Annotated in this window: 14 protein-coding genes; 8 read left to right on the top strand and 6 right to left on the bottom strand. The window is 64.1% G+C overall.

Annotated features, from left to right (window positions below; translation table 11 throughout):
* Positions 1-6: 6 nt before the first annotated feature.
* From EJ069_RS11375 to EJ069_RS11360, 4 genes are all read right to left on the bottom strand, one after another.
* Positions 7-429, bottom strand: coding sequence for a DoxX family protein (locus EJ069_RS11375; RefSeq protein WP_126061362.1), 423 nt, complete (start codon positions 427-429; stop codon positions 7-9).
* Between the two features lie 115 nt (positions 430-544).
* Positions 545-967, bottom strand: a complete 423-nt coding sequence (locus EJ069_RS11370; RefSeq protein ID WP_126061361.1) for a DoxX family protein — start codon at positions 965-967, stop codon at positions 545-547.
* A 393-nt stretch (positions 968-1,360) separates the two neighbouring features.
* Entirely contained in the window at positions 1,361-2,758 is a 1,398-nt protein-coding gene (gene fumC / locus EJ069_RS11365) for a class II fumarate hydratase (protein ID WP_126061360.1), read from the bottom strand.
* A gap of 106 nt (positions 2,759-2,864) precedes the next feature.
* A complete protein-coding gene (locus EJ069_RS11360) occupies positions 2,865-3,344 on the bottom strand; it encodes a cupin domain-containing protein (protein ID WP_126061359.1) in 480 nt (159 codons plus the stop codon).
* Between the two features lie 106 nt (positions 3,345-3,450).
* Between EJ069_RS11360 and EJ069_RS11355 the strand changes: the two genes are divergently transcribed.
* Complete coding sequence (locus EJ069_RS11355) at positions 3,451-4,428, top strand: LysR family transcriptional regulator (protein WP_126061358.1); 978 nt, start codon at positions 3,451-3,453, stop codon at positions 4,426-4,428.
* A gap of 38 nt (positions 4,429-4,466) precedes the next feature.
* Here the strand turns inward: EJ069_RS11355 and betI are convergent, their stop codons facing one another.
* Positions 4,467-5,117: a transcriptional regulator BetI gene (gene betI, locus EJ069_RS11350; protein WP_126061357.1), complete on the bottom strand. Its 651-nt coding sequence runs from the start codon at positions 5,115-5,117 to the stop codon at positions 4,467-4,469.
* Positions 5,118-5,202: 85 nt separating this feature from the next.
* On the opposite strand from betI, the gene choX reads away from it, so the two are divergent.
* The 3 genes from choX to EJ069_RS11335 all read left to right on the top strand — a co-directional run bounded on the left by choX (position 5,203) and on the right by EJ069_RS11335 (position 7,653).
* Entirely contained in the window at positions 5,203-6,141 is a 939-nt protein-coding gene (gene choX / locus EJ069_RS11345; RefSeq protein WP_126061356.1) for a choline ABC transporter substrate-binding protein, read from the top strand.
* Positions 6,138-6,983 (top strand): alpha/beta hydrolase, encoded by an 846-nt coding sequence (locus EJ069_RS11340; protein WP_245456506.1) that lies wholly within the window; start codon positions 6,138-6,140, stop codon positions 6,981-6,983. Before choX ends, EJ069_RS11340 begins: the two co-directional genes overlap by 4 nt.
* Before the next feature lie 208 nt (positions 6,984-7,191).
* Entirely contained in the window at positions 7,192-7,653 is a 462-nt protein-coding gene (locus tag EJ069_RS11335) for a sulfocyanin-like copper-binding protein (protein ID WP_245456505.1), read from the top strand.
* A gap of 66 nt (positions 7,654-7,719) precedes the next feature.
* Here EJ069_RS11335 and EJ069_RS11330 read toward each other — a convergent pair whose 3' ends face one another.
* Positions 7,720-8,313 carry a hypothetical protein gene (locus EJ069_RS11330; protein WP_126061355.1) on the bottom strand — a complete coding sequence of 198 codons (594 nt, stop codon included), beginning with the start codon at positions 8,311-8,313 and terminating at the stop codon, positions 7,720-7,722.
* A gap of 136 nt (positions 8,314-8,449) precedes the next feature.
* Here EJ069_RS11330 and EJ069_RS11325 point away from each other — a divergent pair, with 136 nt between their 5' ends.
* The 4 genes from EJ069_RS11325 (at position 8,450) to EJ069_RS11310 (ending at position 12,262) form a co-directional block, all read left to right on the top strand.
* Entirely contained in the window at positions 8,450-9,598 is a 1,149-nt protein-coding gene (locus EJ069_RS11325) for a metallophosphoesterase (RefSeq protein ID WP_126061354.1), read from the top strand.
* A 163-nt stretch (positions 9,599-9,761) separates the two neighbouring features.
* Positions 9,762-11,165 carry a patatin-like phospholipase family protein gene (locus EJ069_RS11320; RefSeq protein WP_126064693.1) on the top strand — a complete coding sequence of 468 codons (1,404 nt, stop codon included), beginning with the start codon at positions 9,762-9,764 and terminating at the stop codon, positions 11,163-11,165.
* A gap of 19 nt (positions 11,166-11,184) precedes the next feature.
* Positions 11,185-11,838 (top strand): glutathione S-transferase family protein, encoded by a 654-nt coding sequence (locus EJ069_RS11315; protein ID WP_126061353.1) that lies wholly within the window; start codon positions 11,185-11,187, stop codon positions 11,836-11,838.
* A 94-nt stretch (positions 11,839-11,932) separates the two neighbouring features.
* On the top strand, positions 11,933-12,262 hold the full coding sequence (locus tag EJ069_RS11310) for a YciI family protein (RefSeq protein ID WP_245456504.1): 330 nt from the start codon (positions 11,933-11,935) through the stop codon (positions 12,260-12,262).
* The last annotated feature ends 58 nt before the right edge of the window (positions 12,263-12,320 follow it).

Below are 12,320 nucleotides of genomic sequence, written 5' to 3'. Positions count from 1 at the left end.
GCTGGCTCAGGTCACCTCGGCGGCGATCCCGAAGCCGCGCCCGTCAGCAGACCATGCGCCGGCGCCGGCCATGGCGAGCGCCAAGAAGCCGCCGGCAATGGCGATGTCCTTCATCAGCATCTGCTGGTGCAGGAAGGCGAGCGTGGCATCGTCGCCGCCCTGGCCGTAATGGCCGATGAAGCCCGCGACGATACAGAAGGCGGCAAGCAGAAGCGCCACGATCCGGGTCTGGAAACCGACAAGGATCAAGAGCCCGGCGATCAGTTCGAACAAGCCGGTGCCCCAGGCCGCTAAAGTCGGCGACGGCAGGCCGAGCCCGGCGAAATAATTGATCGTGCCGGAGATGTGGGTGAGGGCCTGAAAGCCCGACGGCACGAACAGCGCGGCTAGAAGCAGCCGCGAGACCAGAAGCAATGCATTGCGGAACATTGGCCACCTCCCTTGCCGGCTGACGCCGGCTGCGGCGCAGTCTACGCCTGCAACGAAAAAGCGGCGCGGAAAATTCCACGCCGCTTTCGAGTTTGGGCTTGGGAGGAAAGAAGGATCAGGCGCGCTTGGCGTCGATCGAATAGGCGCCGGCGCCGGACGAGGCGAGCAGGATGAAGCCGCCGGTGATGGCGAGGTTCTTGAGGAACTGGATCATCTGCATCTGGTCGGCCCAGCCGGTGTGGGCGACCAGCCCGGTGGCGATCGTGAAGGTGGCGAGCACCCAGGCGACGATGCGGGTCTGGAAGCCGACGAGGACGGCAAGGCCGCCGAGCAGTTCGATCAGGCCGACGAGGACCGCGGTAACGGTCGGGACCGGCAGGCCAAGGGAGCCGAAATAGGCGGCGGTGCCGGAAATGGCGGTGAGCTTGCCGAAGCCGGAAAGCAGGAAGATCACGGCCAGCAGGATGCGGCCGAGCAGGATCGTGGTGGAGCTGTTGGATGCGGTGCCGTTGCCGGCGACGGAAGAGTTGATGGACATGGCGGTTCTCCAAACGGGTTGAATGACCCGTCAGATAAACGATGTTGACTGTTCACAAAAAGCCACCTATGCGGCGACACATTGTTCACAGGATATATGTTTTTGGAATTGGTGCCCGCGCGCGAAAATCATGTCGCGAGATTAGGCTATCCCGGTAAATTCTGCTGCCGCAAAACGGAATCCTCGGTCCGAAGTTTGCGAGAGCTCGGCGATTGCCGAGACGCTCGTCACGTCGTCATCTACGGGCGGAGCAAGGAGCGAAGCGACGCGGCGCAGACCCGAGAATCCATGCCGTGACCTCAAAGCAGCCGCAAGCGGTCGGGGATGCTTCGCCCTGGAATGACATCGCGAGGCCGCAGCAGCTTGTAACAGCCTCGCTCCGCGTCGCGAAAACTACCCCGGATGCGTCATGTCCTCAGGGCGCACCAGCCGATCATAGTCAGCCTCGCTGACCAGCCCCGTCGCCAGGGCCTCCTCGCGCAAGGTCGTGCCGTTCTTGTGCGCGGTCTTGGCGATCTTGGCGGCGTTGTCGTAGCCGATGGTGGGGGCAAGCGCCGTCACCAGCATCAGCGAGCGCTCCAGCGCGGCCTTAATGTTGTCCTCGCGCGCCTCGATGCCGACAACGCAATTGTCGGTAAAGGAGACGGAGGCATCGGCCAGCAACTGCACCGACTGCAAGAAGTTGTAGGCCATCAGTGGGTTGTAGACATTGAGCTCGAAATGGCCCTGGCTGCCGGCGAAGGTGAGCGCCGCATTGTTGCCGAACACCTGCACGCAGACCTGCGTCAGCGCCTCGCACTGGGTCGGGTTGACCTTGCCCGGCATGATCGAGGATCCGGGCTCGTTCTCCGGCAGCGACAGCTCGCCGAGGCCCGAGCGCGGGCCGGAGCCGAGCAGGCGGATGTCGTTGGCGATCTTGAAGAGAGCCGCGGCCGCCGCGTTGATCGCGCCATGCGAGAACACCATGGAATCATGCGCCGCGAGCGCCTCGAACTTGTTCGGCGCGGTCACGAAGGCGATGCCGGTGATGGCGGCGATGCGGTCCGCCACCTTTTCCGCGAAGCCGACCGGCGCGTTGAGGCCGGTGCCTACGGCGGTGCCGCCTTGCGCCAGTTCCTGCAGGCCGGGCAGCGTCTGCTCGATGCGCTTGATCGAGGAGGCGACCTGCGCGGCATAGCCGGAAAATTCCTGGCCAAGGGTCAGCGGCGTGGCGTCCTGCGTGTGCGTGCGGCCGATCTTGATGATGTGGTTGAAGGCCCGCGCCTTGGCGTCGAGCGCCTTGTGCAGATGATGCAGGGCAGGGATCAGGTGGTGGACGACCCGCTCGGCGCAGGCGATGTGCATGGCCGTCGGATAGGTGTCGTTCGACGACTGGCTCATATTGACGTGATCGTTGGGGTGCACCGGCTTCTTCGAGCCCATGACGCCGCCGAGCATCTCGATCGCCCGGTTGGAGATCACTTCGTTGGCGTTCATGTTGGACTGAGTGCCGGAGCCGGTTTGCCACACCACCAGCGGGAAATGGGCATCAAGCTTGCCGTCGATCACTTCCTGTGCGGCGTCCACGATCGCCTTGCCGATCGCCGGATCGAGCCGCTTCATCTCCATGTTCACCTCGGCCGCGGCGCGCTTGACGATGCCGAGCGCGCGCACGATCGAAGCCGGCTGCTTCTCCCAGCCGATCTTGAAATTGCCCAGAGAGCGCTGCGCCTGCGCGCCCCAATAGCGGTCGGCCGCCACCTCGATGGGACCGAACGTATCGGTTTCGGTTCTGATCTTTTCAGCGCTCACGGCTACTCTCCGGTCTGTCGATTTGGGCAAGGGCGTATCGCGTTGCACAAACGGCATCAAGCGGAGATTGCGGGCGAGGAAGATGCAAATCGGTTGAAGGGAAGGCTCACGCCAGCGGCGGCCCGACAATGTCGATGCCGTTCTCCGCGCACAGCCTGGTCAGCATCTCGATCGTCTGCGGCGTCGGCGCCGCCACCGGCGGCAGGTCGGCCCGTTCGGCGGGCCGGCTTGCCTTGCGCACCATCGTCTCGAAATCCGGACCGCGCGTCACTGTGAGCGTATGCGCCCCTTCCGGAGACTCGACCCTGTAGGTGTGCGGCAGGCCTTTCGGCGCGAGCACCGTCTCGCCGGCGCCGGCGATCCGCTCGCGGCCGTCGATGACGAAGCGTATCCGCCCTTCAAGGATATGAAACACCTCGTCCTCGTTGCGGTGCACGTGCAGCGGCGCGGAATCGCCATAGGGCTGGCGGTGTTCGATAACGCAGATCCCATTCTCGCCGTCGGCCGAAGAGACCTGGATGGCGACAAGGGTGTTGTTGAACCAAAGGAGTTCCTTGCCTGCGATGCTGGTGTTGATCATTGTCATGATTGCTCTTTCTCTGTTGGGCGCCGGCGAAACTGCTTCGACAGCGACCTAACCTGGGATGGGTGGCCGACGGAAATCGAATGATCGTATGGGGCGGATCGATGCGATGAATTTGAATGCGCTCGACCTTAATCTGGTGAGGGTGCTCGACGCGCTTCTGCGCGAGAAGAGCGTGACGCGCGCCGGCGAGCAGATCGGCCTTAGCCAGCCAGCCGTCAGCGCGGCGCTCAACCGCCTGCGCCATGCGCTCAACGACCAGCTCTTCGTGCGCCGCGGCAACGACATGGTGCCGACGCTGCGCGCTGAGAGCCTGGCTGAGCCGGTGCGCGCGGCATTGCGCGAGATCGAGCGCGCCTTTCAGCCGGCAACCGATTTCGATCCGGCGAGGCTGGAACGGACCTTCACGCTTATGGGTGCCGATTTCTTCTCCATGCTCCTGATGCCGCCCTTTGCCGCGCGCATCGCGGGGGTGGCCCCGGGCGTATCGTTCCGCTTCCTCGACAGCGCCATCGGCGATGTCTCGAAGCTGCTGCAGGAGGATCGGATCGACCTGGCGCTGGAGCGCCCGCTGGAGGTCGCGGAGTGGGTCTCCAGCGTGGCGCTGTTCGGTTCTCCGTTCGCCATCATCGCGGCGAAGGACAATGAGGCGCTCAGGCCAGCGGGCATCGGCGAGGGCGAAGAGGTGCCGCTCGACCTCTTTTGCGCGCTGCCGCACGCATTGCGCTCGATCGACGGTTCGATGTCAGGCTTCACCGATGACGCGCTGGCCAGGATGGGAAGGGCACGTCGCGTCACGCTCGCTTTGCCGCACTTCCAGGCGGTGGCGCTGGCCGTGGCCGGCGGACCTTATCTGGCCGCCGTCCCGATGCAGTTCGCGGTGGCGGCGGCAAAATCCCTGCCGATCGGCATCTATCGGGCGCCGATCCCGATACAATCGCCGGCGGTCAGGATGTACTGGCACGCCCGCCGCGATGATGAGCCGCCGCATCGCTGGATCCGCGAGCAGATCCTCGATGAGGTCGGAAAGCTGGGGTTCAAGGATTGGGACGGCCCCGCGAGCGGTCAACCTCACCCCGCCACATAGCCGACATCCACCCGGCGGCCTGTCACTCGTATGAACTTTTATCCGGCCGAGGCCAGCCCGACGAGCGCCGGCTGGCGAAGGGCGAGCCGCCCCGCGACGAAGTCCTTGACCTGGCGCACCGCCTGTTCGCGCGTGACGCTGCCCGGCTGCAGGCCGAGCCTGAGCCACAGCCCGTCGATCAAGGCGGTGACGCCGAGCACGATCTCCTCGGCCAGTTGCGGCGAAGCGAGACCGCGCAGACCGGACAACAGGTTCGAGCGCATCCGCGCGTGGATCACCTTCTGGATGCGTGCCAGCTTCTCGTCGCGCGGCACCTCGGCGCAGAGCGACAGCCAGGCATGGCAGAGTGGCGGCAGGAACAGGTGCTCTTCGAAATTGCCCTCGATCACGGCGTCCAGCCGTTCCATCGGAGACCGCGCCCGCTGCAGTCTGGCGACGACGGCGTGACAGAGCACGGCGTTGGCCTCGCGCATGGCGTGCTCGAACAGCTCCTGCTTGTTGCGGAAATAATGCAGCACGATGCCCTTCGAAGCGCCGGCCTGGGCCGCGACCTTTTCCAGCGTCGCGCCAGCGATGCCTTCGCGCTCAAGAACGGCGAACGCCGCCTGCCGCAACTCCTTGCGGCGTATGTCGCTGAGACGCGTCAGTTTCACCGGACCGATCCATGCATGGCGAATCCATGTTGACATCTTCGCCCGCTCAGATCAATGATTGACCAGTGGGACAATAAAGTGACCGCTAGGTCAAAAAAAATCGAAAAAGAGGAGAACCGGAATGTTGCGGATGCTTGCGAATGGCGTTTGTCTCGCGGCCCTGATGCTGGCTTCCCAGGCGGCCCAGGCCGCCGAGGCCGAGAGCTGTAAAGCGGTCCGCATGGCCGAGCCCGGCTGGAATGATCTCGCCTTCACCACGGGCGTGGCCAAGGTCCTGCTGCAGGCGCTCGGCTATGAGCCGCAGAGCGAGGTGCTCGGCATCAACGTCATCTATGAAGGAATGAAGAACAAGGACCTCGACCTGTTCCTTGGCTACTGGGACCCGGCCATGGTCACCTATTACGAGCCCTACAAGAAGGACGGCTCGATCGAGAATGTGCGGGTCAATCTGGTCGGCGCCAAATACACTTTCGCCGTGCCGACCTATGTCTGGGACGCCGGCGTCAAGGACCTGTCCGACCTGCACAAATTCGCCGACAAGTTCGGCAAGAAGATGTATGGCATCGAGCCGGGCTCCAACCAGCTGATGATGGACGCCATCGCCGATCCGCAATTCGGCCTCGACGGCTGGCAGGTGGTGGAATCGAGCGAGGCCGGCATGCTCTCGGAGGTCGGCTACGAGATCAAGGAGAAGCAGTTCATCGTCTTCCAGGGCTGGGCGCCGCATCCGATGAACACGATGTACGACTTCAAGTATCTGACCGGCGGCGACAAGTTCTTCGGTCCGAATTTCGGCGCCGCCACCGTGACCACCCAGGTGCGCAAGGGTTTTCTGCAGGAATGCCCGAACGTCGCGCAGTTTCTCAAGAACCTTGCCTTCGACATCGACATGGAAAATGTCGGCATGGGCTATCTGATCAACGATGGCATGAAGCCGGAAGACGGCGCGCTGAAGTCGATCACCTTGCACAAGGATCGCCTCGACGCCTGGCTCGCCGGCGTCACCGCCTTCGACGGCAAGCCCGGCCTTGCCGCGATCAAGGAAAAGCTCGGATTGTGAGCCAGGCAGCCCCGGAGCCAACGGATCAGGACATCGAGCAATCCACCTGGGCCTCCCGCAAGCGGATGGTCGATGCCGGCGGCCTCGACCTAGCCTATGTCGAGGTCGTAGGTTCGGAGCCGCCTCTTGTCCTGGTGCACGGCTTCACCGACACCAGCCGCAGTTTTTCGCTGCTGGTCCCGCATCTTTCCGGGCGCCGGCTGATCATGCCGGATCTGCGTGGCCATGGCGGCTCGCAGGTGGGCGAGGGGTGCAGTGTCGCCGATTTCGCTGACGACATTGCCGGGCTGATCCGGCGCTTGCGGCTGGACCGACCGGTTGTCGTCGGACACTCGCTGGGCGGCATGGTGTCGATCGCGCTGGCCGCACAATATCCGGACTTGATCGGAGGGCTGGTCATCCTGGCCAGTGCGCAGAAGCCCGATTTCAGATCGCATCACCAACTGATCGACGGCGTGGCGGCCCTGCGCGACCCGATCTCGCCGTCGGATCCGTTCTATGACTGGTGGCATGCCTGCCAGCCGGGCGTGCCTCAGGCTTTTCTCGCCGGTCTCGCGCAGGACGCCTCCGCGATTCCGGCGGCGCGCTGGCGCGCCATTCTCGAAGAGATCCGCCGCACCGATCTGACCGCCGCGGCGCGGACCGTGCGGGTCCCGACGCTGATCATCGCCGGCGGGCGCGATCCGCTTTTCGGCGAGGCGCACCAGCAGGCGCTGAGCCAGGCAATCATCGGATCGCGTCTGGTCTGGGCGCGGGACTGCGGCCACAACCCACATTGGGAAGACCCGGCGTTCGTGGCTGCAATCATCGGCCGAGCCTTCGGAAACGACGACATCTGGTAGGGCAGTCGGGTCCAAGGCATTCTCAGGCTGTCCGTGTTGTTCAGCGTATCGGTTTGATCCAGCGCAAGGTCGGGCGCGGGCGGCGGTGCAATCATGCAGGCACCGTTCGGCCAGGTTCCATGGCAGAGAGCGGTCGGTTGCCGGTGTCGGTTCCACCGGTGTCTGCCGGAGGAGTTTTGCTGTGAATAAGCTGGTCAGGAATTCGGCTGTGGGCCTTGCCGCGATTTTTGCGATGGCTGGTGCCGCTCAAGCCGCCGCCACGGTTCAGGTTTCGTTGTGGGACAAAGGGGCGAACGTGCCCATGACCACAGGTTTCGCCTACGGAATGTCAGGCGTCGATATGTCGAAGGCAAGCATGGGGATAACGGCCAAGCCCGCGACGGTGAAAGCCGGCAAGATCACCTTCAAGGTGAAGAACAGCTCCAAGGATATTATCCACGAGATGATCGTGATGTATCGAGCGGATCCCACGGCCTCGCTTCCCTATATTGACGCCGAGAACAGGGTCGACGAGGACAAGGCCGGTGACAAGGGAGAGGTTTCGGAGCTCGACCCGGGCGCTTCGGGCACGCTTACCGTAGACCTGAAACCCGGCAAATACGTGCTCATCTGCAACGTCCCCGGTCATTTCGCGACAGGCATGTGGACGGAGTTCACCGTCAAGCCGTAGCAGCCGGTCGGCGTTGATGCGACTGGTGCACGGCCGGTTGGCAATTTGCAGTCGGCCGAAAGCGCCTTACTGCGCCAACGGCTTGATCCGCTCGAACCCCACCTCGCTCTGCGCGCTCGTCCCTTCATCATACCGCCGCGCCAGCACCGCCTGCAGGTCCGGCGAATAGAGCGCGGTGAACGTATCGATGACGTTGCCACTCTCGCCGGTGATCGTTTCGCCGACCACGAGCACATTGTATTTGCAGTCGCCGAGCCTGTAGGTGTCCTTGCCTTTGACGGTGAGCGCCAGCGTCTCGGTGCCCTGCGGCGCTTTTTTCGAGGACAGCCGCACGAATTCGGTCTTGCTCTTGGCGCCCGCCTTCAGCGGGAACAGCTTCCTCAGGTCGCCGAGCGGGATCATCGACAGCCGGCCGGTGTCGCTGTCGCGGAACACCTCGATCAGCCCGGCATAGAGATACTGTGTCTGCGGCGAATCCAATTGATATTTGTTGGCGACCGCGACCATGCCGCCGGGCGCCAGTCGGAACTCGCTGCTTATGCCGGGTTTTTCGAGCACGAAGCCGGCTTTTGCCGATTTGGCGTCGACGCAGTCTGCGGCCTGCGCGCCGCCGGCGAATGCGAGCATGGCGAGCACCATGCCGGTTGTAAGGCTCTTCATGCCTTCCTCCCCTGGGTGCATGTAGCAGAGCAATGACAGACCGCCGTTGTTCTGTCGACCCAGGAGCTTTCATGCCTTGGCATGAACAGTCTCCCAGGCGCCGGCTGGGCATTGAACTGGACGAGGCGGGTCGAGAATGTTTAATCGGGTAACGATGAAACGTCCCTCGCCAGCTACCATCTCGCGCCGTTTGCTCATCACCCGGACGGCACTCCTCGCTGCCGCCTGCGCCCTTCCTCGCGCGGCTTTCGGCCAGACCGGAAAGCGCATCCAGCCGATCGACGCCACCTTCCTCTTCGTCGCCGATATCCATGCCTGCCGCATGGCAAGCGGCCTCAGCCCCAATTGCCTGCAGGAAGGCAAGACCGATGCAGCTCTTCTGCGCAACGTCGCGGCCTTGAACGCCATTGCCGACAAGAAGTGGCCGGCCGAGATTGACGGCGTCTCCACCGGCCTGCATTCGGCCGGCACCCGCATAGGCACGCCGCTCGGCCTCGTCACCGGCGGCGACATCACCGACGATGGCGGTGGCCAGGTCACCGAGCCCAGCGAAGGCACGCAGCTTCTGCAGTTCTCCCAGCGCTATCAGGAAGGCATTGGGCCGGACCGCGTCCACATCCCGGTCTATGTCGGGCTCGGCAACCACGATCTCGACCAGAACGGCTCGCCGCCGCATGTCGATTGGTATCGCCGCGAATTGCGAGATTATGTCGAGGTCAACCATCGCCCCGGCGTGTTCTTCAAGCCGCCTGTGCCGGCAACCGAATATGATGTCGATACCGACTGCTATTCCTGGGACTGGGGCGGCCTGCATCTCATCCAGATGCACCGCTTCGCCGGCGACACTGGCCATGGCGCGCCGAGCAGCCTGCCCTGGCTGAAGCAGGACCTCGCCACTTATGCCGGCGATGGCCGTCCAGTGGTCGTCTTCCAGCATTATGGTTGGGACACCTTCTCGACCGAGCGCTGGGATCCGGTGAAACGCACCTATGACGACGATGGTTCAGGCCGCCCGCACTGGTGGGGCGAAGCCGACCGCCAGGCTCTGCTGGCGGCGATCAGCGGCTACAACGTCATCGCGATCTTCCACGGCCATCAGCACGAAGTGCCGATGATCTACCAGCGCGACGGCCTCGATCTCGTCAAGCCGAAGGCGGCCTATATGGGCGGCTTCGCGCTCGCGCGCATCACGGCCGACAACATGGATGTGGCGCTGGGCGAGGCGGCTGGCGACCATGGCGAGATCGTCTTCACCAACGCTTTCGCCAAGCAATTCCAGACATGAAAAGGCCGCCCCGCGGCGGCCTCCATGGTGCCTGTCATGCTGGTGCTTGAGGGGTGCGGTTGCATCGGGCAACGCAATCCGGTTAGGCTCGCAGCGGCTGCGGGAGAGGGCAGCCCTGGGGGAACCGGGTTTGCGTCTTCGTGTGGCTTTTGTCGCTGTCCTGATGGCCCTGGCTGGCTGCATCGCCGACGACGTCGGACCGATCAACACGCTCACCAGGCAAGCCGGTCGCCCATCACCCACTTACATCCCCGACCCGGCCGATGATGGCTCGACCGTCGTGGGTCTTGCGTTTTCCGGCGGCGGCACGCGGGCCGCCGCTTTCTCCTACGGCGTCTTGCGGGCGCTGGACGACGTCGTCATCGATCAACGCCCCAAACGGCGCACGCTGGTCGACGACATCAGGATGGTTTCGGGCGCTTCGGGCGGCGCCGTCGCCGCCGCATATTTCGGCTACAAGGGCAGGGACGGCTACCGGGATTTTCGCGAGCGCTTCCTGACCCAGAACGCCGAGGCCGATCTCAGGACATCGTTCTCGCCGGTCAACTTCATCCGCGCCTATTATGGCGGCGTCAACGACCGCAGCGGTTTCGCCAGATGGCTGAACGACCATCTGTTCGACGGCGCGACCTTCAAGGCCTTGCACCGGCCGAAAGGTCCGATCGTCTGGATCAACGCCTCCGACATCTACAACCGCACGCCGTTCCTCTTCACCTACGACACCTTCGCGGCGCTGTGCAGTGATCTCGACCAAGTGCGGATTGCCGACGCTGTCGCGGCATCGGCCGCCGTGCCGATCGTCTTCGCGCCGATCGTTGTCTCGGCGACCAGCCCGCATTGCGGTTACCGCAGGCCGCAATGGCTGAGCGAGGCGCTTGCGGACCGCAACGCCTCGCTGCGGCTCAAGGCCTATGCCAGCGCGCTCGATTCCTATCAGAACGACGATCCGCTCGATTATGTGAAGCTGCTCGACGGTGGGCTGACGGACAATATCGGCGTCACCGGCTTCACGCTTGAGCGCTCCGCCGCCGGCACGCCTTACGGGCCGCTGTCGCCGTCGGCCGCGGTCCGCCTGACGACGCTGATCTTCATCGTCGCCGACGCCGGGAGCGACAGCGATGTGAACTGGGCGAAGTCGCTGCACGGGCCAAAGGCCGCCGAGCTTCTCGACGCCGTGACCAGCACCACGCTCGCCGCCTCGGTGCGCGACGAGTTCGATGCGCTGAAACTTGCCGTCTCGCAATGGAAGGGCGAGCTGGTGCGCTATCGCTGCGGGCTGCCGGCCTCGACCGTTTCGGCCTATCGCGGTTCGTCGGCCGGGTGGAACTGCCGTGATGTCCGCCTTGTGGTCGAGCACCTTTCCTTTGCCGATCTCGATCCGGCGACGCAGGCGAAGCTGAACGAGATTCCGACCAGGCTCAGGCTGCCTGTCGACCAGGTCGATCTCACGACCGATGCCGGCCGCAGGGCGCTCGAGGTCAATCCCGACATACAGACGGCAATCGCTGGTATCCAGGCCCGCGCCGGCGTGAGGCCGCCCGCGATCACGACGGCTGAAGCGAATTGACATCATCAGGAGACAGTTCTTGGCAAAATTCACCCTCTATATCGGCAACAAATGCTTTTCCTCCTGGTCGCTCAGGCCCTGGGTGGCCATGCGGCACCTGGAAATACCTTTCGAGGAGGGCTTCGTGCGGCTGCGCACGCCGCAGACCGCGGCCAACCTCGCCAAGGTGTCGCCGACCGGGCTTGTGCCGGTGTTGAATCACAATGGCAGGATCGTCTGGGAAACGCTTGCCATCCTTGAATATCTTGCTGACCTCTACCCTGAGAAAAAGCTTTGGCCGGAGGACCTCGGCGCTCGTGCGCTGGCGCGCTCGGTTGCGACCGAGATGCATTCCGGTTTTCGTGAGGTTCGTTACGGCTGGCCGATGAACCTGCGTCGGCCGAACGCGCACAAGCCGCTCGATGCCGAAGGCGAGGCGCAGCGGGCGAGGATCGAGGCGATCTGGCGCCAGTGCCGCGAGCAATATGGCCAGGGCGGCCCGTTCCTGTTCGGCCATTTCACTGCGGCCGATGCCATGTATGCGCCGGTGGTCACGCGCTTCGACACCTATGGCGGCGAGCTGGCGCCCGTCACCCGCGCCTATGTCGATGCGGTGTTGGCGATGCCCGCGATGCGGCATTGGTACGCGGAAGCCGCCAAGGAGCCATGGCCGGAGCCTGGCCCGGACGAATAGAGCTATTCCGGAAGAAGGTGTAGCGTTCGTGGAAGTTGCGCAGCGGATCCGCCCTCTGGGCGGCCGGCGGCAATAGACTTTCGGGGAGGCGGCGATGGCCAGCAGTGAAGCACCGCGTGAAGCCATGGCGTCAAAGATCTTCCATTGCCGGCTGATCCCGCCGCGGCCGGATTTCGCCCTCACCATGTCGGAGGAAGAAAGGGCGCTGATGGGCAGGCATGCCGACTATCTGCGCGAGAAGCTCCGCGAAGGCATCATGATCATGGCAGGCCCGGTCGCCGATCCGGCCGGCCCATGGGGGCTGCTGATCCTGCGCGCCGGCAGCGAGGCGGAGGCGAGGGCGGTAACCGACGCCGACCCGGTGGCGCGTTCGGGTCGCGGTTTCCGCTATGAAATCCTGCCGCTGTTGAGCGTGATCATGTGAGGTCTGATGAAAAACGCCTCTCGCGCTTTTTACACGCGGGAGGCGTCTTTTGCCGTCA

Source organism: Mesorhizobium sp. M2A.F.Ca.ET.043.05.1.1, assembly GCF_003952445.1.
In the GTDB taxonomy this organism is placed as follows: Bacteria; Pseudomonadota; Alphaproteobacteria; order Rhizobiales; family Rhizobiaceae; genus Mesorhizobium.
This window is presented reverse-complemented; position numbering and strand designations above follow the sequence as displayed.

Excerpts from the sequence above, each read along its gene's own strand:
- EJ069_RS11375 (WP_126061362.1), bottom strand. The coding sequence starts at position 429 with ATGTTCCGCAATGCATTGCTTCTGGTCTCGCGGCTGCTTCTAGCCGCG.
- EJ069_RS11370 (WP_126061361.1), bottom strand. The coding sequence starts at position 967 with ATGTCCATCAACTCTTCCGTCGCCGGCAACGGCACCGCATCCAACAGC.
- EJ069_RS11360 (WP_126061359.1), bottom strand. The coding sequence starts at position 3,344 with ATGACAATGATCAACACCAGCATCGCAGGCAAGGAACTCCTTTGGTTC.
- EJ069_RS11355 (WP_126061358.1), top strand. The coding sequence starts at position 3,451 with ATGAATTTGAATGCGCTCGACCTTAATCTGGTGAGGGTGCTCGACGCG.
- betI (WP_126061357.1), bottom strand. The coding sequence starts at position 5,117 with ATGTCAACATGGATTCGCCATGCATGGATCGGTCCGGTGAAACTGACG.
- choX (WP_126061356.1), top strand. The coding sequence starts at position 5,203 with ATGTTGCGGATGCTTGCGAATGGCGTTTGTCTCGCGGCCCTGATGCTG.
- EJ069_RS11330 (WP_126061355.1), bottom strand. The coding sequence starts at position 8,313 with ATGAAGAGCCTTACAACCGGCATGGTGCTCGCCATGCTCGCATTCGCC.
- EJ069_RS11325 (WP_126061354.1), top strand. The coding sequence starts at position 8,450 with ATGTTTAATCGGGTAACGATGAAACGTCCCTCGCCAGCTACCATCTCG.
- EJ069_RS11320 (WP_126064693.1), top strand. The coding sequence starts at position 9,762 with ATGGCCCTGGCTGGCTGCATCGCCGACGACGTCGGACCGATCAACACG.
- EJ069_RS11310 (WP_245456504.1), top strand. The coding sequence starts at position 11,933 with ATGGCCAGCAGTGAAGCACCGCGTGAAGCCATGGCGTCAAAGATCTTC.